At 30.5% G+C, this 23,967-nt stretch carries 21 protein-coding genes and 2 tRNA genes; 15 read left to right on the forward strand and 8 right to left on the reverse strand.

The window, feature by feature from the left end; genetic code table 11:
- Position 1 precedes the first annotated feature (1 nt).
- Positions 2–1,282: a rod shape-determining protein RodA gene (gene rodA, locus KV700_RS08380; RefSeq protein WP_166384413.1), complete on the forward strand. Its 1,281-nt coding sequence runs from the start codon at positions 2–4 to the stop codon at positions 1,280–1,282.
- Between the two features lie 179 nt (positions 1,283–1,461).
- Positions 1,462–1,668 (forward strand): transposase, encoded by a 207-nt coding sequence (locus KV700_RS08385; protein WP_302849994.1) that lies wholly within the window; start codon positions 1,462–1,464, stop codon positions 1,666–1,668.
- A gap of 278 nt (positions 1,669–1,946) precedes the next feature.
- Here KV700_RS08385 and rpsT (KV700_RS08390) read toward each other — a convergent pair whose 3' ends face one another.
- The 5 genes from rpsT (KV700_RS08390) to proS form a co-directional block, all read right to left on the reverse strand.
- Complete coding sequence (rpsT, locus tag KV700_RS08390) at positions 1,947–2,198, reverse strand: 30S ribosomal protein S20 (RefSeq protein WP_068449447.1); 252 nt, start codon at positions 2,196–2,198, stop codon at positions 1,947–1,949.
- A 36-nt stretch (positions 2,199–2,234) separates the two neighbouring features.
- Positions 2,235–2,306 (reverse strand) — tRNA-Glu (locus tag KV700_RS08395).
- Positions 2,307–2,663: 357 nt separating this feature from the next.
- The gene (gene rpsT, locus KV700_RS08400) at positions 2,664–2,915 is read right to left on the reverse strand and encodes a 30S ribosomal protein S20 (protein ID WP_166384410.1); all 252 of its coding nucleotides are present in this window, start codon (positions 2,913–2,915) and stop codon (positions 2,664–2,666) included.
- A 34-nt stretch (positions 2,916–2,949) separates the two neighbouring features.
- Positions 2,950–3,021 (reverse strand) — tRNA-Glu (locus KV700_RS08405).
- A gap of 97 nt (positions 3,022–3,118) precedes the next feature.
- On the reverse strand, positions 3,119–4,597 hold the full coding sequence (proS, locus tag KV700_RS08410) for a proline--tRNA ligase (protein ID WP_218599755.1): 1,479 nt from the start codon (positions 4,595–4,597) through the stop codon (positions 3,119–3,121).
- Positions 4,598–4,752: 155 nt separating this feature from the next.
- Here proS and KV700_RS08415 point away from each other — a divergent pair, with 155 nt between their 5' ends.
- From KV700_RS08415 to KV700_RS08435, 5 genes are all read left to right on the forward strand, one after another.
- Entirely contained in the window at positions 4,753–6,063 is a 1,311-nt protein-coding gene (locus tag KV700_RS08415; protein ID WP_218599756.1) for a hypothetical protein, read from the forward strand.
- Between the two features lie 42 nt (positions 6,064–6,105).
- Positions 6,106–7,497 carry an OmpP1/FadL family transporter gene (locus KV700_RS08420; protein WP_218599757.1) on the forward strand — a complete coding sequence of 464 codons (1,392 nt, stop codon included), beginning with the start codon at positions 6,106–6,108 and terminating at the stop codon, positions 7,495–7,497.
- A gap of 131 nt (positions 7,498–7,628) precedes the next feature.
- Entirely contained in the window at positions 7,629–8,534 is a 906-nt protein-coding gene (locus KV700_RS08425; RefSeq protein ID WP_166384402.1) for a NifU family protein, read from the forward strand.
- Positions 8,535–8,602: 68 nt separating this feature from the next.
- On the forward strand, positions 8,603–9,334 hold the full coding sequence (gene ubiE, locus KV700_RS08430) for a bifunctional demethylmenaquinone methyltransferase/2-methoxy-6-polyprenyl-1,4-benzoquinol methylase UbiE (protein ID WP_166384400.1): 732 nt from the start codon (positions 8,603–8,605) through the stop codon (positions 9,332–9,334).
- A gap of 1 nt (position 9,335) precedes the next feature.
- The gene (locus tag KV700_RS08435) at positions 9,336–10,052 is read left to right on the forward strand and encodes a porin family protein (protein WP_218599758.1); all 717 of its coding nucleotides are present in this window, start codon (positions 9,336–9,338) and stop codon (positions 10,050–10,052) included.
- Positions 10,053–10,094: 42 nt separating this feature from the next.
- Here KV700_RS08435 and KV700_RS08440 read toward each other — a convergent pair whose 3' ends face one another.
- Positions 10,095–10,826, reverse strand: a complete 732-nt coding sequence (locus KV700_RS08440) for an RNA methyltransferase (RefSeq protein ID WP_218599759.1) — start codon at positions 10,824–10,826, stop codon at positions 10,095–10,097.
- A gap of 69 nt (positions 10,827–10,895) precedes the next feature.
- Between KV700_RS08440 and KV700_RS08445 the strand changes: the two genes are divergently transcribed.
- The 7 genes from KV700_RS08445 to KV700_RS08475 all read left to right on the forward strand — a co-directional run bounded on the left by KV700_RS08445 (position 10,896) and on the right by KV700_RS08475 (position 21,410).
- Positions 10,896–13,409 carry a BamA/TamA family outer membrane protein gene (locus KV700_RS08445; RefSeq protein WP_218599760.1) on the forward strand — a complete coding sequence of 838 codons (2,514 nt, stop codon included), beginning with the start codon at positions 10,896–10,898 and terminating at the stop codon, positions 13,407–13,409.
- A 99-nt stretch (positions 13,410–13,508) separates the two neighbouring features.
- Positions 13,509–14,576 carry a class II fructose-bisphosphate aldolase gene (gene fbaA / locus KV700_RS08450; protein WP_218599761.1) on the forward strand — a complete coding sequence of 356 codons (1,068 nt, stop codon included), beginning with the start codon at positions 13,509–13,511 and terminating at the stop codon, positions 14,574–14,576.
- A 167-nt stretch (positions 14,577–14,743) separates the two neighbouring features.
- On the forward strand, positions 14,744–15,601 hold the full coding sequence (gene accD / locus KV700_RS08455) for an acetyl-CoA carboxylase, carboxyltransferase subunit beta (RefSeq protein WP_166384390.1): 858 nt from the start codon (positions 14,744–14,746) through the stop codon (positions 15,599–15,601).
- Positions 15,602–15,796: 195 nt separating this feature from the next.
- The gene (rpsO, locus tag KV700_RS08460; RefSeq protein WP_166384388.1) at positions 15,797–16,066 is read left to right on the forward strand and encodes a 30S ribosomal protein S15; all 270 of its coding nucleotides are present in this window, start codon (positions 15,797–15,799) and stop codon (positions 16,064–16,066) included.
- 282 nt (positions 16,067–16,348) lie between these two features.
- Positions 16,349–18,583: a polyribonucleotide nucleotidyltransferase gene (locus tag KV700_RS08465; RefSeq protein WP_218599762.1), complete on the forward strand. Its 2,235-nt coding sequence runs from the start codon at positions 16,349–16,351 to the stop codon at positions 18,581–18,583.
- 121 nt (positions 18,584–18,704) lie between these two features.
- Positions 18,705–19,829, forward strand: coding sequence for a 2-amino-4-hydroxy-6-hydroxymethyldihydropteridine diphosphokinase (gene folK, locus KV700_RS08470; protein ID WP_218599763.1), 1,125 nt, complete (start codon positions 18,705–18,707; stop codon positions 19,827–19,829).
- Positions 19,830–19,895: 66 nt separating this feature from the next.
- Positions 19,896–21,410, forward strand: a complete 1,515-nt coding sequence (locus tag KV700_RS08475) for an OmpA family protein (protein WP_218599764.1) — start codon at positions 19,896–19,898, stop codon at positions 21,408–21,410.
- A gap of 374 nt (positions 21,411–21,784) precedes the next feature.
- Here KV700_RS08475 and gldC read toward each other — a convergent pair whose 3' ends face one another.
- Positions 21,785–22,117 (reverse strand): gliding motility protein GldC, encoded by a 333-nt coding sequence (gene gldC / locus KV700_RS08480; protein WP_166384379.1) that lies wholly within the window; start codon positions 22,115–22,117, stop codon positions 21,785–21,787.
- Complete coding sequence (gene gldB, locus KV700_RS08485; protein WP_218599765.1) at positions 22,117–23,076, reverse strand: gliding motility lipoprotein GldB; 960 nt, start codon at positions 23,074–23,076, stop codon at positions 22,117–22,119. The genes gldC and gldB overlap by 1 nt, the downstream gene beginning before the upstream one ends.
- Positions 23,077–23,135: 59 nt before the next feature.
- Here gldB and nadE point away from each other — a divergent pair, with 59 nt between their 5' ends.
- Positions 23,136–23,924, forward strand: coding sequence for an NAD(+) synthase (gene nadE / locus KV700_RS08490; RefSeq protein ID WP_218599766.1), 789 nt, complete (start codon positions 23,136–23,138; stop codon positions 23,922–23,924).
- Positions 23,925–23,967: the final 43 nt, after the last annotated feature.

Genomic DNA, 23,967 nt, shown 5'->3' on the forward strand with positions numbered 1-23,967 from the left:
ATTGCGCCAAGAACGAAATAACATTTTTGCTGAGATCGATTGGCTTTTAGTTTTCTTATTTGCAATTCTTGTTGGTTTTGGATGGATGAATATATATGCTGCATCTAAAACAGAAGATACTACACAAATATTAGATTTCTCTACTAATTATGGTAAACAAATTCTTTGGATTATTTTAAGTGTACCATTAATTGTAATCATTCTTTTTTTTAATTCAAAATTTTACGAGAAATACTCCAGTATATTCTACATAATTTCATTGATTGTCTTAATTCTTTTATTTCCATTTGGTAAAGAAATAAATGGTGCAAAATCTTGGTTTAGTTTTGGAGGCATTAGTTTACAGCCGTCAGAGTTTGTAAAAGCATTTACTGCATTAGCTGTTTCTAAGCTTTTAAGTGATAGACAATACAATTTAGGCTTAGTTAAAAACCAGATAAAGGCTTTTATAATTATTTTTACACCTGCTGTATTAATTACATTACAACCAGATGCAGGTTCTGCTTTAATTTACTTAGCTTTTTTCTTTGTTCTAAACAGAGAGGGATTAACCCTAAATTATATTATATTAGGTACTTTGGCCATCGTTATTTTTATTTCAACTATTTTCTTCGGATATACTTCCGTTTTATTTACCCTATTATTATTAATTACAATAGGTGTTGGATACGCTATTTATAGAGGAGGTAAAAGATTTTTTCGTTTTAATTGGTATAAAGTATTAGCACTTTATATAGTTGCCACACTCTTTGTATTTGGAACAAACCTAACTTATAATAACATTTTTAAACAACACCATAGAGATCGTTTTGAAGTATTATTAGGTCTAAAAACTGATAAAAAAAATATTGGATACAACTCACACCAGTCAGAATTAACAATTAGTTCAGGCGGTTGGACAGGGAAAGGTTTTTTAAAGGGAGATATTACTAAAGGAGATTTTGTACCAGAACAACACACCGATTATATTTTTAGCACTATTGGTGAAGAATGGGGATTCTTAGGAAGTAGCATGGTTATTATTCTTTTTATGTTGATGATGTATAGAATCATTTATCTGGCAGAAACACACGCTAATAAATTTGGACGAATATATGGCTACAGTGTCGCTTCTATTCTCTTTTTTCATGTTATTGTAAATATAGGAATGGTTATAGGATTACTACCAACTGTTGGTATACCTCTACCCTTTTTTAGCTACGGAGGTTCATCTCTTTGGGGATTTACAATCTTACTCTTTATCTTTATTAGATTAGATGCTCATAAACACTACGACTGGTAGAATAAGCATTAAGCCAACTCCATAGCAAAACCTATTTTATTAACAATTAATTACAGTTCTTAGATAAGACTGTAAGACCTTACTTAAAGGGATAAACTAAAGTTATACACAACCAGGAATAAAAGCCTTTAGAAAGCAAATTAGAGATCTAAATAATAGTTACTTTCCCTTATGAAAAGATAAGACAAGCGAAGTTTAAAAGCTTTAATAGCATTGCTAGAACAATGTCTATACATTATCAGAATATACTCAACTATTTTGACAATAGAAGTACAAACGCTTCTGCAGAATCTTTTAATGCTAAAATCAAGGCCTTTAGAGCACAATTTAGAGGTGTTAGAAAAATCAAATTCTTCCTTTTTAGACTCTCAAATATTTATGCCTAATTTCTAAATCCCACAACTTTTGAACTTGATCCACTTGATCCTTCTTAGATAAGACTACAAAGACTATTTAAAAGGATAATAATGTATCAACTAAAAGTTATACACCAGTAGTGATAAAAGCATTTAGAAAGTAAATTAGAAATCTAAATAATAGATACTTCCCCCTTTAAAAAGTAAGAGCTACTTTTAGACCTTATAAGAATGATTATTTAAATTTAGAACAAAAAAAAGCTCTGAATTTTCATTCAGAGCTTTTAATTATATATGCTTTTAAAATCTTACAATGCAGCAACCTGCTTTGTTAATTTAGATTTTAAATTAGCTGCTTTATTTTTGTGGATAATGTTATTCTTAGCTAACTTATCTAACATAGAAATAACTTTACCTAATTTTGTTTCTGCATCTGTTTTATCTTCTGCAGCACGTAAATCTCTAACAGCATTACGTGTAGTTTTATGCTGATATTTATTACGTAACCTTTTAGCTTCGTTACTTCTAATTCTCTTTAATGCTGACTGATGATTTGCCATAATACTTAATTTATTAGTTTTTTATATTAAAACTTGTAGTCCGTACGGGAATCGAACCCGTGTTACATGGATGAAAACCATGCGTCCTAACCCCTAGACGAACGGACCATAACAATTAAAAATGCCTTAATTGCGGCTGCAAATATACAATGTTTTTTAATTCCTGCAAGTAAATATTATAAAATATAGTGTTTTTTTTTTAAAAATATTTAATCAGTACTCAAAACACACTTTAAAGAAATATTCTAAAAGCCTAAAAACCAATAATTAAACCTCTATATACTCTCTCTAAGTAGTTTTAAGATAACAAATATATTTCTGCAATTTATCTTTAAACACATTACATATTGTCTATTTTAAGGAAATCGATAACATGTATCTATAAAAAGTTCTAGCTTAAATTAAACACAAAAAAAACTCTGAATATTACTATTCAGAGTTTTAATTTTTTTAAGGCTTAAAATATTACAATGCAGCTACGTGCTTTGTTAATTTAGATTTTAAATTAGCCGCTTTATTTTTATGGATAATATTAGTTTTAGCTAATTTATCTAACATAGAAATAACTTTTACTAATTTTTCTTCTGCATCTTTCTTATCTTCTACAATACGTAAATCTCTAACAGCATTACGTGTAGTTTTATGCTGATATTTATTACGTAACCTTTTAGCTTCGTTACTTCTAATTCTCTTTAATGCTGACTTGTGATTTGCCATAATACTTTAATTTGTTTTTTTTAATAAAACATTGTAGTCCGTACGGGAATCGAACCCGTGTTACATGGATGAAAACCATGCGTCCTAACCCCTAGACGAACGGACCAGAACAATTAAGTATATCCTAATTGCGGCTGCAAATATACAATGTTTTTTAAATCTTGCAAGAGTTTTATAAAAAAAAATGTTTTTTTTTTATAAAACTAATATGCTTTTGCAAAAAGAACCCTCCTAGAAGAAGGTTTTCCTGTTAAAACACAGACACCTACCTCTTCTTTAGCATCATTAGGTATACACCTAATAGTAGCCTTTGTGTATTCTTTTATTCTATCTTCTGTTTCTTCTGTACCATCCCAATGAGCAGAAACAAAACCACCTGTATTTTTTATTGCACTCTTAAATTCTTTAAAGTCATCTACAACCGTTGTATGTTCTTTTCTAAAATCTATTGCCTTGTTAAATAAGTTTTCTTGAATTTCTTCTAAAAGGTTCTCTATAAAAGAAACAGCATCATCTTGTGCTACAATTTGTTTTTCTAAAGTATCTCTTCTAGCAATCTCTAAAGTACCGTTTTCTAAATCTCTATTTCCTACGGCAATTCTTACTGGTACTCCTTTTAATTCGTATTCGGCAAACTTAGCTCCTGGTCTATAAGTATCTCGGGTATCAAACTTTACAGAAATTCCTTTTAAACGTAATTCTTTTACAATTACATTCATTTTTTCAGAAATAGCCTCTAATTGATCATCTCCTTTATAAATTGGAACAATTACAACTTGTATCGGTGCTAATTTAGGAGGTAAAACCAAACCTAAATCATCTGAATGAGTCATAATTAACCCACCAATTAAACGTGTAGAAACTCCCCAAGAAGTAGCCCAAACATGTTCTTGTTTTCCTTCTTTAGAAGTAAACTTTACATCAAATGCTTTTGCAAAATTCTGGCCTAAAAAATGACTTGTTCCTGCTTGTAAAGCTTTTCCGTCTTGCATTAAAGCTTCTATAGTATACGTATCTACTGCTCCTGCAAAACGTTCGCTATCCGACTTTACACCTTTTACCACTGGCATAGCCATAAAATTTTCTGCAAACTCTGCATAAACATCTTGCATCTGCTTAGATTCTGTTATAGCTTCTGCTTCTGTTGCATGAGCAGTATGCCCTTCTTGCCATAAAAATTCTGCAGTTCGTAAAAACAAACGTGTACGCATTTCCCAACGAACCACATTTGCCCATTGATTTATTAATAATGGTAAATCTCTATAAGATTCAATCCAACCTTTATAGGTATTCCATATAATTGCTTCAGAAGTTGGTCTAACCACTAATTCTTCTTCTAATTTAGCATCTGGATCTACTCTTAATTTACCAGGGTTATCTGGGTCGTTTTGTAAACGATAATGTGTTACAACCGCACATTCTTTAGCAAAGCCTTCTGCATTTTTCTCTTCTGCTTCAAATAGACTTTTAGGTACAAGTAGCGGAAAATAAGCATTCTCATGCCCAGTTTCTTTAAACATTCTATCTAGTTCTGCTTGCATTTTCTCCCAGATGGCATAACCATAAGGTTTAATAACCATACAACCTCTAACGGCAGAGTTTTCAGCTAAATCTGCTTTCACTACTAACTCGTTATACCACTTAGAATAATCGTCGGCTCTTTTTGTTAAATGTTTACTCATAATCAAAAGTTTGGCACAAATATTGTAACCTTTATTGTGTAAATGTTTGTTAAAAATTAGTTATAATATACGAAAACAGCACAAAACTACTATAAATTAAAGAGTTTTAACTACATTTAATTAATAAAATAAGTATTCATCTAAATATATTCATTATGAAACTAAAATATACAAATCTCAACCTAAGCCAACTATTAACTATACTTACAACTAGTTTAGTATTGGTTTCTTGTGGTACTTACCAAAGTGCGTATAATGATGATGGTATTTATGGTAGTGATACAGCAAATAATGAAAAGAGAAATACAATCTATGTTAATCAGGATCAATATGATGATTACAATGAGAATTATTTTTTAAACAAACTAAATAGTTTAGAAAATGTAGATAATAATGATGTTTTTACAAATGTTGATAATTACAACTCTGTAGATACTATTTATATTGATGAAGCAGATATAGATGAAACCTTAAACTATAAATCTAACCAACCTTGGGGTCAAAACAGTAACAACGATGTAGTTGTAAATGTAAATGTAAATGTAATTGAAAGTCCTTATTGGGATAATTACTACGGAAACAACTACTACGATACTTGGGGATACAGAAACTGGAATTATAGAGGATATGCCTGGAATCAGAATCCTTATTGGCACCCTTACCATAATTATTATGCTTGGAATGTAGGTTTTTATTCTCCTTATTATTACCAACCTTATCATTATGGGTATACAAACAGATATAGAAACTATAATAATAGGTACACAAATTATAATTATAGAAACAATAATTACAGAAATAACAACTACAGTAGAAGAACTACTAACAATAATACATATAGAAGAAACAGCACCGTTAATTCTAGTAACAGAAACACCACAACTAGCAGAAGAACAAGTACTGTAAATAGACAACCTACAAATACTACAAGTAGAAGAACTAGCACAACAACAACATCACCTAGAAGAAGTTCTACTACAACTACAAGAAAAAGTACAACTCCTACAAGAAGTACTAGAAGTAGTACTTCTACACGAAGCAGCGGCACAAGAAGCAGCGGAACTAGAAGTCGTTCTACAACAACAAGAAGAAATAATAGCGCAAGCGTAAACAACAATACAAATAGTAGAAACAACAGGCAAGTTGTAGTTGTAAGAAAAGCATCAACACCTTCTACTACTAGAAGCTCTAATTCATCAACAAATAGAAGTACTAGCAGAGCTGCAACAACTAGAAGCTCAAGTTCTACAAAAAATACATCAACAAGAAGTAGAACCAATACTTCTAGCAGAAGTAACAATACCTATACACCATCTACAAGAAGTTCGTCTTCATCTAGATCATCATCTACAAGAAGTACTCCAACTAGGTCTTCATCAACAAGAAGCACACCAACTAGAAGTTCTTCAACCAGAAGCAGTAGCTCTAGTAGTTCTTCTTCATCCTCATCTAGAAGAAGAGGCTAAGAAAGTTTTACAATCTTTAAAAGGTAACAAACAAATACTAGTATGAAAAAAATTATAACGATAGCTTTTTTATTCGCAGCATCAGTTACGTCTTATTCTCAATCTTTAAGATACCAAGATTTAGGTGTCTTATTTTCTAAAAATGATGATAATGGTTCTGCTCGTTTTACATCTATGAGTGGTGCTTTTGGCGCACTAGGTGGAGATGTTTCTGCAATGAGTATTAACCCAGCAGGTATTTCTGTATTTACAAATAGCTTTTTTACAGGAACTATAAACTCTAGAAACACAGATATTTCTGCAAAATTTGGAGACGCTAACTTTAACGATAGAAGAAAGACGACAACTGATAATAAATATTTCAACCTTTCTCACGCCGGTGCTGTATTAGTTTTTGACAGTGCTTACAGATCTGACTGGAATAAGTTTGCAATTGGTTTTAACTATAGAATTACGAACGATTTTGAAAACAGTTTTTCTGCACAAGGAAATGAAGCCGTTACTAGATTTGACACAAACCCTCGTGATCTAAGTAACAAATACAATTTCACAGATGGTCAGCAATTCAATACAAATTACAACGGAGAAACAACAGAGTTAAACATCGCTTTTTCATCAGTTCATAAAAATAAATTATATGTAGGTTTAGGTCTTAATTTTTATGATTTAAATTTCACTCAAAAATCTATTTTAACTGAATTTAATAGTGATAAAGTCGCTAATATTTTAGACGTAGAATTATATCAAGAAAACCTTACGTCAGGAACCGGCTTCTCTGCAAACGCAGGTTTTATTTACAAAGCTAGTGAAAGTTTTAGATTTGGTTTAGCTTACCAAACACCAACTTGGTATACAGAAATCTTACAAGACACAAATTACAACCAAGATAGTGATATTGATATTGGAGAAACAGCTTTTTTCCCGGATGAAGTTTACTCCTTTTCAGAAAACAATCCCCGTCAATTTATATCTTATAAATTAAAAACACCTAGTAAAGTTACTGCAAGTGCGGCTTTTATTTTTGGGAAGGATGGTTTAATCAGTTTAGATTACATCAACAGAAATTATAAAAACATAAAATTATCTAACGGTGAATTTATAAAAGAAAATGATTTTTTTGAAAACGACTTAAGAAACACACATTCTTTTAATTTAGGTACAGAATGGCGCATAGATAGAATAAGTGTAAGAGGTGGTTATAAATTTGAGCAAGATCCTAGCAAATCATCTATAGCCTCAGATAATTTAAAAGGATATTCTTTAGGTGCAGGTTACAACTTTGGGAATATGAAACTAGACTTTTCTTTTAGTAACAATAATAGAACCGGTGTGTATAACTTATACTCAAACCTTAATACAGAACCAAGCGTAAACCCATCAGAATTAAAAATAGACAATAAAACAATTACGGCATCAATTAGCTTTAATTTGTAAACAACAACATATTTCATAAAAAATCCGCTTGTAGATACAACTAGTATCCGCAAGCGGATTTTTATTTAACATATCAAAAACAATTCTATCTCCCTTTTTTCCCTTAATTTTGCAAATCAATATTTAGCACCATGCAAGACGTAAAAATAACAGTTCAAGAAACTACAAACAATACCATTATAAAATTTAATACCAATCAAATTTTAATCAATGGAGGAAGTTATGAATATAATAATATAGATGAAGCTAAAAACTCACCTTTAGCACAAGAATTATTCTACTTACCTTTTGTAAAAAAGATTTTTATTACCGCAAACTTTATTGCTGTACAACGTTATGACATTTTAGAATGGATAGATGTACAAGAAGAAGTTAAAGAACAAATTGAAGCTTATTTAAATGACAATGGCGTTGTTGTAAACGAATCTCCAACTTCTAAAAAAGAAGCTATAGAGGTTTATGCAGAAGCAACTCCAAACCCATCTGTAATGAAATTTGGAAGCAGCAAATCTTTAACACAAACAGATGTTGAATATAAAAATATAGATGAAGCTAGCAAATCATCTCCTTTAGCACAAGCAATTTTTAATTTCCCTTTTGTAAAGGAAGTATTTATTTCTGACAATTATGTTTCAGTTACCAAATACGATATGGTAGAATGGAATGATGTGTATGCAGAAGTAAGAACTTTTATTCGTGAATATTTAGTTTCTGGAAAAACGATTATTAAAGAATTACCTACAGAAGAAAAATTAGCTTCAGAAAGTAAAGTTGCTGAACCACAAGTAGCATTAGAAGGAATTTCTGCACAAATTTCAGATATTTTAGATGAATACATTAAGCCTGCAGTTGCAAGTGATGGTGGTAATATCGCTTTTCGTTCTTATGATGAAGAAAACAAAATAGTACGTGTAGTTTTACAAGGTGCCTGTAGTGGTTGCCCATCTTCTACCGCTACTTTAAAAAACGGAATAGAAAGCTTACTAAAAGAAATGTTACCAAATCAGATTAACGAAGTAGTAGCAATTAACGGATAAACTTGTAATACGCACTATGCTTTGGGCAAAACGCTTAAAGCAAAGTGCTAAAGCTTAAAGCAAAAATAATGTCAGCAGAAAAAATAAACCCTTACAAAGATTCTAAATTAGGCAAAAAAGAGCAAGTTGCTCAAATGTTTGATAATATTTCTGAAAATTACGATGGCTTAAACAGAGTAATTTCTTTAGGAATTGATGTTAAATGGCGTAAAAAAGTTGTGAATATTGTTGGCAAAAACAACCCGAAACAAATTTTAGACATTGCTACAGGCACTGGAGATTTAGCTATTATGATGGCTGCTTTAAACCCAGATAGAATTGTAGGTTTAGATATTTCTGAAGGAATGCTGGAAGTAGGAAATCAAAAAATTGCAAAAGCAAATCTTTCTGATAAAATAGAAATGATTGTTGGCGATTCTGAAGAAATGCCTTTTGCAGACAATACTTTTGATGCAATTACAGTTTCTTTTGGTGTTCGAAATTTCGCTAATTTAAATAAAGGTATTAAAGAAATAGCTAGAGTATTAAAACCAACCGGTGTTTTGGTTATTTTAGAAACTTCTAATCCAACAAAATTCCCTTTTAAGCAAGGTTATAAATTATATACTAACTTATTTTTACCTGTTGTCGGTAAATTATTCTCTAAAGATAAAGTTGCCTACTCTTATTTATCAGAATCTGCAAATTCTTTTCCTTTTGGAGAAGCGTTCAACAATATTTTACAAAAAAATGGGTTTAGACATACAGAAGATACACCAGTAACTTTTGGAGTTGCTACAATTTATACTGCAAGTAAATAATATGAGTAAGAAATTTATAATATTCGGTTTTTTCCTTTTAATTTCTATTGCTTTTTTTGCGCAAAGAGAAAAAGTAGAATACTTACCTACTTTCGATCAAAGAAAAATACATTATGGTTTTTATCTTGGTTTAAATCAGAATGATTTTAAATACAGTTTAAATAACGGGACAGAAACAACCTTAGATATTAAATCAACTATGGGCTTTAATGTAGGTCTAATAGCAGATTTACGTTTACACAAAAATGTAAATTTACGCTTAGAACCAGGTTTAATGACCAATACAAAAGAGATAACCTATATTAACAAGACAGACCCAACATACTCTTTTCCTAATGGAGATACAAGAGAGGTAAACTCTACGTATTTACACATCCCTTTAATCTTTAAATTTAGTACAGACAGATATAAAAACATTAGACCTTACGTATTAGGAGGAGTTTCTTATGACTATAATTTTTCTAGTAATGAACAAGGTAATGATAACTCTGGAGGACAGTTTAGAACAAAAACAAGTAATTATATGTATGAGGTTGGTGTGGGAATAGATATTTACTTATACTACTTTAAATTTTCACCTTCCATACGTGGTGTTTTTGCGTTACCTAGTGAATTAAAAGAAGATAACGCCGGCTCTTTTGGAGGAACTAGTCCATATACATCACCAATAAACTACTTAGCTACTCGTGGTCTTTTTCTAACACTTTCTTTTGAATAAAGATTAGCTTATAAACTTATTTTTGTTTGTAAAAATATATACTTAGTAACTTCTTTTAAATTCACTCAACAAAATAGCTGTTGCAGTGGCAACATTTAAACTTTCTGTTTCTTGAGTATCTCCAAATCTTGGAATAGAAATTTTATGGGTAATTAAATTTTTAATTTCATTAGAAACACCATTTGCTTCATTTCCCATTATTAAAACCCCTTGTTTAGGCAAATTTGTTTTGTACACATTTTCGCCATCCATATCTGCTATAAAAGTTGGTTTTTTAGTTTCAGCTAAATATTTAGCTAAATCTACATAACGAATAGATATTCTAGTTAAAGACCCCATACTTGCTTGCACCACTTTTTGGTTGTAACAATCTACCGTGTCTTTAGAACAAATTAACTCTTCTACTCCAAACCAATCACATAAGCGAATAATAGTACCTAAGTTTCCTGGATCATTTATAGCGTCTAAAGCTACTGTTAATCCCTTATCTAAATTAAGTTTTTCATCAGGGATTTTAAAAATACCTAAAGCCTTATTTGGCGTTTTTAAGTTACTTATTTTCTTTAAGTCAGCTTCAGAAACACGAACTGTTTTTTCTTCTGAAACATCCGAAGAAAAATCATCCGTACAAAAAAGCATTTCTAGCTCAAATGAAGAGTTTAAGATTTCTTGCACAACTTTTATACCTTCCGCTATAAATAATTTATGCTTTTGTCTATACTTTTTTTGAGATAAACTTGTTATTAATTTAAATTGATTTTTTGAGATACTCATTAATTGATTGTAATTGAAAATAAACCGCCGAAAAATACTATTTTTGAATTTGATAGCACTGCTAAATTAATGAAAAAACTTTCTTTATCCCTTTTATTCTTGCTCCTTTTAGTTTCATGTAATTCTACAAAGCATGTTGCGGAAGGAAAAAACATGCTTACTCAAAATTATATTTATGTAGATAGTGTAAGAAACAAAAGTAGTGATATTCAAAAATACATTTTACAAAAACCCAATCCAAAGTTTTTAAACTTACCCGTTGGCTTGTATTTTTACAATATAGGAAACCCAAACAAACCTAAAACACCTGCTACATGGGGAGAAAAAAACCTACGTTCTTATAATTTTATTAAAAATGTTTTTTCTGAAAAACAAAGTATTGCATACGCCAAAACTTTTATTGGATTAAATAGATGGTTTTTAAATTACCAGGGGCCCGTTATTGTTAGCGAAAGAAAAGTAAAAAACACCGAAAACAACTTGTTAACGTATTACAAAAATCAAGGTTATTTTAAATCGAAAGTAACCTCAGAAATCAATAGAGATTCAATTAGTAAAAAAGCGACTGTAGCATATAGAGTAAATAGAGGAAAACCAACACTGTTAGATACTATCAATTTTAAAATAGAGTCTCTAGTATTAGATTCTATTTATAAAAGCACCAAGACTCCATCACTCTTAAAAAAAGGAAATCAATATAATGATAAAACCTTTAGAAATGAAGCAAGCAGGGTTTTAAAGCTATTTAGAAATAATGGTGTCTATAATTTTACAGAATCTGCTTTGGGGTTTTATGTAGACTCTACAAGAACCGATAACAAAACAAATGTAGATTTCTTAATTTCTGGAAATAGACTAAAAGAAACAAACGGAATCTATGTAAATACTCCTTATAAAGTACAAAAAGTAACGGAAGTAAATGTTACTACAGATTATTCTTTTACAAGAAAAGGAGAACCACTATTAGACTCTTTAAAGTACGAAGGAATTAACTATTTAGGTCATAGAAAAATTAAATACAACCCAAAATACTTATCACAATCAATATTTTTAAAACCAGGAAGTATTTACAAAGACACCTTAAGAAATTTAACAAGAAATCATTTAAAATCGCTTAAAAATTTTAAATCTACCAATATCAAATTCACTCCAATTTCAGGAACTGATAATGAACTAAAAATGGATATCTTTTTAGCACCTATAGAAAAATTTACGTTAGGATTAGAAACAGAAATAACACATTCTAACATTAGAGAAATTGGTTCTTCTGCAAAGTTTTCTATCACTAATAGAAATGCATTTAGAGGAGCAGAATTACTAAAATTATCATTTTTAGGATCTTACTTTAACTCTACCAGTGGACCTGGTTGGGAAATTGGTGCTGATGCTTCTTTAGAAATACCAAGGCTTATTGCCCCTTTTGGTCTAAATAAATTGGTTCCTAAAGAAATGTCTCCAAGAACCTTGTTTTCTATTGGATCTAGTTTTCAAAAAAACATAGGTTTAGACAGGCAAACATTTACATTTTTGTCTGATTACAAATGGCAGTATAACGCAAAAAAAACAATTCAATTAGAAGTTTTAAACACGCAATACATACAAAACTTAAACATTACTAGCTATTTTGATATTTACAGCTCAGAGTTTTCAAATTTAGATAACGTAGCAAAAGCTTACGATACTGCAAATAATATTACTACCAACACTAACCACCCACTTTCTACCAACATATCTACTCAAGTACCAAAAGCATTGGCTTTTATGAAAACAGTAGCGAATGACACTAGCTTTAAAACAACAAACTCAGATGATTATAATACTGCATTAAATATTTTAAATAGGTACAATATAGTAACATCAGATTTCTTAATACCCGTTTTAGCATACACATATACCTACAATAATCAATCTAATTTTAATGACAATAATTTCTCATTCTTTAAAGTAAGAATTGCAAATTCTGGAAATGCCTTAGGCTTACTATCAAGCAAAAAAAATACAAATAACAAAAAAACACTTGCAAACATACCTCTAGCTCAATATTTTAAAACAGATTTAGAGTACAAGAAATTTTGGGATGTAGGCGGAAACTCCGTTTTTGGAATTAGAACTTTCTTAGGAGCAATTATTCCTTATGACAATTCTGATATCCCTTTTACAAAAAGTTATTTTGCCGGAGGATCTAATGATATTAGAGCTTGGCAAACTTATGAATTAGGACCTGGAAGCAGAAATACTGGTCTAGAATTTAATGTAGGAAGCCTTAAATTTTTAACCAGTGCAGAATACAGATTTGATGTAGTTAGCAAATTAAAAGGAGCTTTATTTATTGATGCTGGTAATATTTGGGACATTACTGGTTCTAACTTTGTAGATGAAGAGTCTAAATTTAATAATGTATCATCTCTAAAAGATATTGCCGTAGGTTCTGGTTTTGGAGCAAGATTAGATTTTAGTTTTTTAATTTTACGTTTAGATGTTGGTTTTAAAACTTACGAGCCATATTTAGCTGGTAACAAATGGCTTAAAAACTACAACTTTGCCAATGCTGTTTATAATATAGGTATTAACTACCCTTTCTAAAATTAGAATAAAACCTATAACGTTTTCGTTATTTTATGCTTACATTCAGCCGTATTTTTAGTACTTTTGATGGGTAATTAATGATTAAAATAAACAAACATGAGTCATAATATAAAGCCAGGTGTTGCAACTGGATCAGAAGTTCAAGCTATTTTTAAATACGCAAAAGAAAAAGGATTTGCTTTACCAGCAGTAAATGTTATTGGATCTAATACAATTAACGGTGTTTTAGAAACAGCAAGAGACTTAAATGCTCCGGTAATTATTCAGTTTTCTAACGGTGGTGCACAATTTAACGCAGGAAAAGGTTTATCTAACGAAGGTGAAAAAGCTGCCATTGCTGGTGGTATTGCTGGTGCAAAACATGTACATGAATTAGCGGTTGCTTATGGAGTTCCTGTTATTTTACATACAGACCACTGTGCTAAAAAATTATTACCTTGGATAGACGGATTATTAGATGCTTCAGAAAAACATTTCGAAGAAACTGGTAAACCTCTTTATAGCTCTCACATGATCGATTTATCTGAAGAGCCTTTAGAAGAAAACATTGAGATTTGTAAAACATATTTAGCTCGTATGAGTAAAATGGGTATGACTTTAGAAATTGAATTAGGTATTACAGGTGGTGAAGAAGACGGTGTTGACAACAGTGATGTTGATGAGTCTAAATTATACACACAACCAGAAGAAGTTGCTTATGCTTATGAAGAGCTTTCTAAAGTAAGTGATAAATTTACAATTGCTGCAGCTTTTGGTAACGTTCATGGTGTTTATAAACCAGGAAACGTAAAATTAACTCCAAAAATCTTAAAAAATTCTCAAGAATTTATTACTAAGAAATATGGTGTTGAAGAAAATCATATCGATTTTGTATTTCACGGAGGATCTGGTTCTACATTAGAAGAAATTAGAGAAGCTATTGGTTACGGTGTTATTAAAATGAACATTGATACAGATATGCAATATGCTTTTATGAGCGGAATTAGAGATTATATGGGAGAAAAAGCAGATTATTTAAAATCTCAAATTGGAAGCCCTGATGGTCCTGAATCTCCAAACAAAAAATATTACGATCCAAGAAAATGGTTACGTGAAGGTGAAGCTACTTTTATTGCACGTTTAAAACAAGCATTCTCGGACTTAAACAATGTAGATACTTTATAAGAGTTATCTTAAAAATATTTTTAAAAAGCACTTTGATTAAAATCAAAGTGCTTTTTTTTTATGAGTTTAGAGATCAAAAAGGATACTTTTAAGAAAAAACTTTTACATTTGCGGTTCTAATTTTTTTTTACATAAATTTAGAAATAACCTAAAACACAACAACTAGTATGGCTTGGTTTAAAAGAACGGATAAAGGAATACAGACTTCTACAGAAGATAAAAAAGACACTCCAAAAGGGTTATGGTACAAAACACCTAGTGGAAAAATAATAGATACAGAAGAATTAAAAAGAAACCTATATGTTAGCCCAGAAGATGGATATCATGTAAGAATAGGAAGTAAAGAATATTTCGAATTATTTTTTGATGAAAATAAGTTTAAAGAACTAGATGCCAATCTAACCTCTAAAGATCCTTTAAAATTCGAAGACACAAAAAAATACCCAGATAGATTAAAGGCTGCGCAAGAAAAAACAAAATTAAACGACGCTGTTAGAACAGCTGTTGGAAAATCTTTAGGAAAAGATATTGTAATTGCAGCAATGGACTTTGCTTTTATTGGTGGATCTATGGGATCTGTTGTAGGAGAAAAAATAGCACGAGCTATCGATTACTCTATAAAAAACAAAATTCCTTTTTTAATGGTTTCTAAATCTGGAGGAGCAAGAATGATGGAAGCCTCACTTTCATTAATGCAATTGGTAAAAACATCTGCAAAATTAGCACAATTAGCAGAAGTTAATATTCCGTACATTTCTTTATGTACAGACCCAACAACAGGTGGTACCACTGCATCTTACGCTATGCTAGGTGATATTAATATTGCAGAACCAAATGCTTTAATTGCATTTGCAGGACCAAGAGTTGTAAAAGATACTACCGGTAAAGATTTGCCAGAAGGTTTCCAAAGATCAGAATTTGTATTAGAACATGGTTTCTTAGATGCAATTTACGAACGTAAAAACTTAAAAAAACAGATTAATCTGTATATCGATCTAATTCAGAATATACCTGTTAGAGCATAATATAAAACATTCTTATAAAAGGTTAAAAACTAAGTAAACCCTTAGTTTTTAACCCTTAAACAGATTACAATGTATCTTAGAAAGAGCTAAATAATGTATATATTTTCCTATATCAAATTAAAAAAATAATCATATATTTGCAGCTTCAATGAATATATCATTGATATACATAATAATCATTTAAATAATATTGGAATGTATTTAACTAAAGAAGTAAAAGAAAGCATCTTCGAAAAACACGGTAAAGGAAAAAACGATACTGGTTCTTCAGAAGGTCAAATTGCATTGTTTACACACAGAATTAACCATTTAACTGGGCACTTAAAAAGTAATCGTAAGGATTATAACACAGAGCGTTCATTAGTAATGTTAGTTGGTAAACGTAGAAGTTTATTAGATTATCTAAAGAAATCTGATATTTTAAGATATCGTGCAATTATTGCAGAATTAGGAATTAGAAAATAATTCTTAAAAAAAGAGGGGCTATAAACGTTCCTCTTTTTTGTTTTTAAATTTTAAAGCATTCCTTTAAAATAGTGAAAAATATTCTCACAAAACAGAGAATAGAAAAAAGTATTAAATTCTGACTAACAAACAGAATCTATATAAAAAAGGTTAAATTAATTAGCCGCATTCCTGCAAAGGCAGGAAAAAAAATCAAAAATAGTAACAGCATTTTTGAATTTCCATTGCAACAACGTACAACAACACAACAACAAACAAATTAAAAATTTAGAATTAAAATTTATGATTCCAAAAGTATTTAGAGAGGTTATAGACCTTGGAGATGGAAGAACTATCTCATTAGAAACCGGTAAATTAGCAAAACAAGCACACGGTTCTGTTGTTGTTCAAATGGGTAAAGCAATGTTATTATGTACTGTAGTTTCTAACTACAAACAATCTGACGTTGATTTTTTACCACTTACAGTAGATTATAGAGAAAAATTTGCAGCTGCAGGTAGATATCCAGGTGGTTTCTTTAAAAGAGAAGCAAGACCAAGTGATGGAGAAGTATTAACAATGCGTCTTGTAGACCGTGTTTTACGTCCTTTATTTCCAAAAGATTACCATGCAGAAGTACAGGTAATGATTCAATTAATGTCTCATGATGAAGATGTTATGCCAGATGCATTAGCAGGTTTAGCAGCATCAGCAGCTATTCAATTATCAGATTTCCCTTTCGAATGCCCTATCTCTGAAGCAAGAGTTGGTCGTATCAACGGAGAATTTGTAATCAACCCAAACAGAGCACAATTAGCAGAATCTGACATCGATATGATGATTGGAGCTTCTGCAGATTCTGTAATGATGGTTGAAGGTGAAATGGATGAAATTTCTGAAGAAGAAATGGCAGACGCAATTAAATTTGCACATGAAGCTATTAAAATTCAGTGTGCTGCTCAAGTAAAATTAGCAGAAGCTTTCGGTAAGAAAGAAACTAGAATATACCAAGGAGAAAGAGAAGATGAAGAGTTAGCAGCAAAAATAAATGACTTTTGTTACGACAAATGTTATGCTATCGCTAAAAAAGGAACATCTAAAGTAGAACGTACAACTGCATTTGCTGAAGTAAAAGAAGAATTAAAAGCTTCATTTACCGAAGAAGAATTAGCAGATTATGGAGATTTAGTTAGTAAATACTTCAACAAATCTCAAAAAGTAGCTGTTAGAGAATTAACTTTATCTGAAGGTTTACGTTTAGATGGTAGAAAGACAGACGAAATTAGACCAATCTGGTGTGAAGTAGATTATTTACCATCTGTGCATGGTTCTTCTATCTTTACTCGTGGAGAAACTCAAGCTTTAGCAACTGTAACTTTAGGAACATCTAGAGATGCAATGAAAATAGATATGCCATCTTATGAAGGTGAAGAGAACTTCTATTTACACTATAATTTCCCTCCTTTTTGTACAGGTGAAGCTAGACCATTAAGAGGAACATCTCGTAGAGAAGTTGGTCATGGTAACTTAGCACAACGTGGTTTAAAAGGAATGATTCCTGCAGACTGTCCTTATACAGTAAGAGTAGTATCTGAAGTATTAGAATCTAACGGTTCTTCTTCTATGGCAACTGTTTGTGCTGGTACAATGGCATTAATGGATGCAGGTGTTCAAATGATAAGACCAGTTTCTGGTATTGCAATGGGATTAATTTCTGATGGAGATCGTTACGCAGTTTTATCTGATATTTTAGGTGATGAAGATCACTTAGGAGATATGGACTTTAAAGTAACTGGTACTTCAGAAGGAATTACTGCTTGTCAAATGGATATTAAAGTAAAAGGATTAGGATATGAGATTTTAGTGAATGCACTAAAACAAGCTCGTGAAGGTCGTTTACATATTTTAGGAAAAATAACAGATACAATTGCAGGTGCTAACATAGAAGTTAAAGCACATGCACCTAAAATGGTTAATAGAAGAATACCTAATGAATTAATTGGTGCATTTATTGGACCAGGAGGTAAACACATTCAAGAATTACAGAAAGAAACAGAAACTACAATTGTAATTACTGAAGACGCTGTAACAGAAGAAGGTATTATTGAAATTTTAGGAACAAAACCAGAAGGAATTGAAGCAGTAATTGCTAAAATTGAATCTATGATGTTTAAACCAGAAAAAGGTTCTGTGTACGAAGTAAAAGTAATCAAAATGTTAGATTTTGGTGCTGTTGTAGAGTATACTGAAGCTCCTGGTAACGAAGTTTTACTTCACGTTAGTGAATTAGCTTGGGAACGTACAGATAACGTTTCTGATGTTGTTAAAATGGGAGATATCTTAGATGTAAAATACTTTGGTTTAGACCCAAGAACACGTAAAGAAAAAGTTTCTAGAAAGGCTATTTTACCTAAACCAGAAGGTTTTGTAGAAAGACCACCAAGAGATGATAAACGTTCTGGTGCACGTGATAACAGAAGTAGAGATAATCGCGGACGTGATGACAGAAAACCAAGAGAACCAAGAAAAGAAGAATAAATGTCATGCTGAACTTATTTCAGTATCTCATAATTGAGATTAAAAATCGCCAATTAATTTTGGCGATTTTTTTGGTTTATAGGGTATTTATAGAATGCTTTTATTTTCTTTGCACTCAACAATGAAAATACAACATATTACATATTTATCTTTAGGCACAAACCAGGGAAACAAACTTGAAAACTTACAAAATGCTATTAATTTGATAGATGATGGCATTGGAGGTATTCAAAAAATATCTTCTATATACAAAACTCCGGCTTGGGGTTTTGAAGGTGATGATTTTTTTAATATTTGTATAAAAGTAGCAACTAATTTAGAACCAGAAACCTTAATAGACTCTTTATTAAAAATAGAAAACAAATTAGGTAGACAACGCAGTGCTGTAGAAGGATATCAAAACAGAAATATAGACATCGATATTTTATTATTCGATAATGAAATAATATTATCTAATGCCTTAATAGTGCCTCATGCTAAAATGTTACAACGAAAATTTGTTATGATTCCTCTAGCAGAAATAGCTTCAACTACAATTCATCCTATAGAGAAAAAAGAAATTGCCGCATGTTTACAAGGTTGTGATGATACCTCTGAAATAATAAAATTAAGTGAAACCTTAAAAAGACCTATCTCTATTTCAGAAAAATATAACTATATAGCTATTGAAGGAAACATTGGTGCAGGTAAAACAACTTTAGCAAACTTACTATCTAAAGACTTTAATGCTAAAGTAGTTTTAGAACGTTTTGCAGACAATCCTTTTCTTCCAAAGTTTTATGAAGATAAAGAAAGATATGCATTTCCTTTAGAGATGAGTTTTTTAGCAGATAGATATCAACAATTAACCGACGATTTAGCGCAGTTCGACTTATTTAAGAGCTTTATAATTTCAGATTATTATATTTTTAAATCTTTAATTTTTGCACAAGTAACATTACAAAAAGAAGAATATCTCTTATATAGAAAAATGTTCGATTTAATGTACAAAGAAATTACAAAACCAGATTTATATATTTATTTATTTCAGAATACAGAACGTCTGTTAGAAAACATTAAAAACCGAGGAAGAGCTTATGAACAAAAAATAGAACCAGAATACTTAAAACGTATTCATAATGGTTATAAAAGTTTTATTAAAACTGAAAAAAGTTTAAATTTGCAAGTTATTGACGTTTCGGATATGGATTTTCTTAACAATGAAGATGATTATAAGAACATTGTTAACAAAATAAAGCTTTTTTAAAAAAAAAAATATATTTTTGTGGGAATCATTCCCCTATACTATTTAAAACAAAAAAATCAAATTAAAATGAGGAGAATTATACTATTTATTTTATTGAGCAGTACTATTATAGCTCAATCATTCGGTCAATCTACCGAAAACACCATAATAAACACCGACAGTACCGAAGTAAAAGGTAAGGATATTATTAAAGACAATAACACCTGGGCAATTGGTGGTGGTTTTAGTAATTTTATCATGCATGGAGATTTACGTTCAATTGGAGTTGCTGATGATTCTAATTATTGGAATTTTGGTGGTTATGTATATGTAGATAAAATGTTTAACCCAATTTTAGGTTTAGAACTTAAAGCTACATATAACAAAATGTCTGGAGGCGTACAATCTTTCTCTAACGGATATTCTCTTAGATATGTACCAAATAATGTTATTAGTAATTCTGACTTACGATTTGAAGGTAGGTCTTACGGTGCTGAGTTAAACTTAATTGTGAGTTTAACAAACATGTTTAAAAGGGATGCAACTAAATGGCATGCGGCTGGTTATTTTGGAGTTGGATATCATCAATATGATTCTGCTCTTTATAAAACAGACCCAACTGGTGCAACACCAGATGAACTTTTAGTAGACTTTGGTTACAACCCAGACAGAAATAGTGTAAATGAAGCAAGTTCTATCTTTTTATCTGCACAACTAGGTGTAAAAAGAAAAATAAGTAGACGAATAGATGTTGAATTTAGAACAGGAATGTACCTTAATAATGAAGATCATTTAGATGCAGCTGTTTCTGACAAACAGACTTGGGAAAGCTTTTTTGTTACTAGTTTAGGTGTTGTTTTAAAATTAGGAAAGAAAAAAGAATACATTATATGGGCTGCTGAAGAAGCTCCTGGAGCACAATTTACAATTGTAGATACAGATGGAGATGGTGTAATGGATGAATTAGATGTAGAACCAAACACTCCAAAAGGTGCAATGGTATACGGTAACGGTCAGGCTGTAGATACAGACGGAGATGGTTTACCAGATTTTAAAGATAAATGTCCTTTAGAATACGGACCATTATCAAATGAAGGTTGTCCTTTAAATGTAGATACAGATGGAGATGGCGTAATGGATGCAAAAGATTTATGTCCAAATACTCCAGGTCCTGTAGAAAATAGAGGTTGTCCTAAACAAGAAGTAGTAGCACCAGTTAACATTACCCAACAAATTGGATTGTTAGCAACCAGTATTTACTTTGATACTAATAAGGATGATATTAAATTAATTTCTTACAGTACCATTGACCAAATTATTGGATTAATGAAAAAAATACCAGATGTAAAATTCGTTATTGAAGGTCATACAGATGATAGAAATAGTGACAGATACAACTTGTACTTATCTCAAAGAAGAACTGAAAGTGTTAGAAAATACATGATTAAGAGAGGTATAGAAAGTGATAGACTTAAACCAGTAGGTTATGGAGAATCTAGACCTAAATTCTCTAATGATAATGCAGGTGGAAGACAATTAAACAGAAGAGTTGAGATTAAACCTATTGATGCAATAGGTGAGGTAGAGAGAATTGATGAATAATTAATTAATCTATTAAATAAAAAAAGAGGCTACTTATGTAGCCTCTTTTTTTATTTAAAATTGTAACATATAAAATAGCACCTCTTTAATTTAATAAGCAATATATATACCTTGTAAAGCATATATGAAGTATTTTTATTTAAGTTGTACTATTTAAAACAATCTAAGTTCAAGGAATAAAATTCTGTCTTTTGCACTTATTTGGAATAATATAAATATACTCCTAAAGAAGTTTTAGTAGATATAAACTAATCTAAATAGTTATACAATCAATTTTTAACTCGTTATATAAATACCAGTATATCTTATTAAAAACACAAAAAGGTTGTCCAATTAACATGGACAACCTTTTTGTGTTTAAAAATAAGTAGTATTTATTTCAGCTCTAACTTCTCTGCAAAATAATCACAAAAATCACGCATAGTAGCACTCATTTTCTGATCATCGGTTGCGCGTTCAAATGAATCTGCCATAGAGACCAATGTTTGATGATAAAACTGCTTCATTTCATCTACAGGCATCTCTTTAGTCCATAAATCCATTCGTAAAGTATCTTTTTTCTTATGATCCCAGACAGAAATCATAATCGCTTTAGATTCTTCATTATCTATACCACCATCGTTTGCTGTCCAGTAAATTTCTTCTGGAACTTTGTTTTCATCTAAACCAATTTCAAAATTAATTTGTGAATTATGTTTTATTGACATTATTTTTTAGGCTTGTAATTTGATTTTTGAAATAATTCTTCAAAATCAATAATTAATAATTCTTGCAAAGATACATCATTATTTTGCATAAAAGACTTCACAATCTGCCACCCTAACCAGACGCCAATTCTTCCTGGAGAATCATTATCATTCTGTAAATAAAATTTAGAAAAAGGAGCATTGTCTAAAAATCTTTTATTCAAAGCTGTTTCTGTACTAAATAGTAACTTTTTTTCTATAAAATATTTCCAAATATTTTCTTCATTGGCAATAGCCCAATCTAACTTTTCACTTGAATACCCAATTTTAAATTGATCTAAAATGGTAGGTAAATACAAATCTAATACATATAGCTTCTTACCTTCATAAATCATTTTTGATAAAAAACTTCTGTTAGAAAATGGTATTAATTGCTTTTCTATCATTGTATTTGCAACATCAACAATTATATTTTCTCTTTTGTTATTTTCTTTAATATATTTTGGATAATCTGCATAAAATCGGTGTGTTTTTCCTAAGTAAACATCCAAAGAAATAAACAATAAACTATCTGCATAGATTACTCTACTATTATAATCTATATTAGAAATCATGGTAACTACATTAGGCGCTTTAAAATTAGAATTATAATATTTAACATGCTTAAAAAGGGTTCTTAATTCTACTTCTAGCTGAGAGATATCTTTATATAATTTTTGTGTTTCAGCAAATAACTCTTGCTCGTCCGTATCTGCTATTTTAGAGATCGCTAAACTATCTGAAAATGATTTTGGAAATAAATAGGGGTATTCATTTTTAAGAGCGGGCAATGTTTTTGCTGTTGAATTATAAAAATCAACTTCGTATCTTTTTGTGGTAAAATCAACATTTACAGTAGAAACATCAATTTGAGTGTTTTTTTTATCAGAACATGAAAAAAAAACACATAAAACCATTAAATTCATAAAATAAAATCTCATATTCTTTGTACCTTAGTCATTAGATTTAAGAACGCTAAAAATACTAAAATAGTTTATCAATGAAGACTGAAAAGGTTGCCGAATACATTATAAAATGGCTAAAAGATTATGCTGAAAATGCAAAAGTAAAAGGATTTGTAGTTGGAGTATCTGGCGGTATAGATTCTGCCCTTACCTCTACTTTATGTGCTAAAACTGGTTTACCTACTTTATGTGTAGAAATGCCAATTCATCAATCTCCAGTTCAAGTTACTAGAGCACAAGAACATATTACACAATTAAAAAATAATTTTGATAATGTTTCTGATGTTCGAGTAGATTTAACCTCTACTTTCGAAGATTTTAAAAATGTAGTTCCAAATGCAACTCCTTCTCCAAAAGTAGATTTATCTTTAGCCAATACAAGAGCTAGACTAAGAATGACAACTTTATACTATTTAGCCGGTTTACACAGTTCTTTAGTAGCCGGAACCGGTAATAAAGTAGAAGATTTTGGCGTTGGTTTTTACACCAAATATGGTGATGGTGGTGTAGATTTAAGTCCTATTGCAGATTTAATGAAATCTGAAGTATATAAATTATCTGAGTTTTTAGGTGTACCAAATTCTATACAAAAAGCACAACCAACAGATGGTTTATTTGGAGATAGTAGAACAGATGAAGATCAAATAGGCGCTTCTTATGATGAGTTAGAATGGGCCATGGTGATGCAAGAAAAGGGAAAATCTGAAAATGATTTTTCGGGAAGAAATCAAGAAGTTTTTAAAATTTACACAAGATTAAATAGAATTAACCAACATAAAATGTTGCCAATACCTATTTGTGAAATACCCGAAGAAATAAAATAAAAGCACAAAAAAGCCTTAATTTTTTAAATAAAATTAAGGCTTT

The sequence above is a fragment of the Polaribacter sp. NJDZ03 genome, from assembly GCF_019263805.1.
Taxonomy (GTDB): domain Bacteria; phylum Bacteroidota; class Bacteroidia; order Flavobacteriales; family Flavobacteriaceae; genus Polaribacter.

Coding starts and splice junctions, on each gene's coding strand:
- folK (WP_218599763.1), top strand. CDS start 18,705: ATGAAAATACAACATATTACATATTTATCTTTAGGCACAAACCAGGGA.
- gldB (WP_218599765.1), bottom strand. CDS start 23,076: ATGAGATTTTATTTTATGAATTTAATGGTTTTATGTGTTTTTTTTTCA.
- rpsT (WP_166384410.1), bottom strand. CDS start 2,915: ATGGCAAATCACAAGTCAGCATTAAAGAGAATTAGAAGTAACGAAGCT.
- rpsT (WP_068449447.1), bottom strand. CDS start 2,198: ATGGCAAATCATCAGTCAGCATTAAAGAGAATTAGAAGTAACGAAGCT.
- KV700_RS08440 (WP_218599759.1), bottom strand. CDS start 10,826: ATGAGTATCTCAAAAAATCAATTTAAATTAATAACAAGTTTATCTCAA.
- rpsO (WP_166384388.1), top strand. CDS start 15,797: ATGTATTTAACTAAAGAAGTAAAAGAAAGCATCTTCGAAAAACACGGT.
- accD (WP_166384390.1), top strand. CDS start 14,744: ATGGCTTGGTTTAAAAGAACGGATAAAGGAATACAGACTTCTACAGAA.
- KV700_RS08425 (WP_166384402.1), top strand. CDS start 7,629: ATGCAAGACGTAAAAATAACAGTTCAAGAAACTACAAACAATACCATT.
- KV700_RS08435 (WP_218599758.1), top strand. CDS start 9,336: ATGAGTAAGAAATTTATAATATTCGGTTTTTTCCTTTTAATTTCTATT.
- KV700_RS08475 (WP_218599764.1), top strand. CDS start 19,896: ATGAGGAGAATTATACTATTTATTTTATTGAGCAGTACTATTATAGCT.
- ubiE (WP_166384400.1), top strand. CDS start 8,603: ATGTCAGCAGAAAAAATAAACCCTTACAAAGATTCTAAATTAGGCAAA.
- fbaA (WP_218599761.1), top strand. CDS start 13,509: ATGAGTCATAATATAAAGCCAGGTGTTGCAACTGGATCAGAAGTTCAA.
- KV700_RS08415 (WP_218599756.1), top strand. CDS start 4,753: ATGAAACTAAAATATACAAATCTCAACCTAAGCCAACTATTAACTATA.
- proS (WP_218599755.1), bottom strand. CDS start 4,597: ATGAGTAAACATTTAACAAAAAGAGCCGACGATTATTCTAAGTGGTAT.
- KV700_RS08445 (WP_218599760.1), top strand. CDS start 10,896: ATGAAAAAACTTTCTTTATCCCTTTTATTCTTGCTCCTTTTAGTTTCA.
- KV700_RS08465 (WP_218599762.1), top strand. CDS start 16,349: ATGATTCCAAAAGTATTTAGAGAGGTTATAGACCTTGGAGATGGAAGA.
- nadE (WP_218599766.1), top strand. CDS start 23,136: ATGAAGACTGAAAAGGTTGCCGAATACATTATAAAATGGCTAAAAGAT.
- KV700_RS08420 (WP_218599757.1), top strand. CDS start 6,106: ATGAAAAAAATTATAACGATAGCTTTTTTATTCGCAGCATCAGTTACG.
- gldC (WP_166384379.1), bottom strand. CDS start 22,117: ATGTCAATAAAACATAATTCACAAATTAATTTTGAAATTGGTTTAGAT.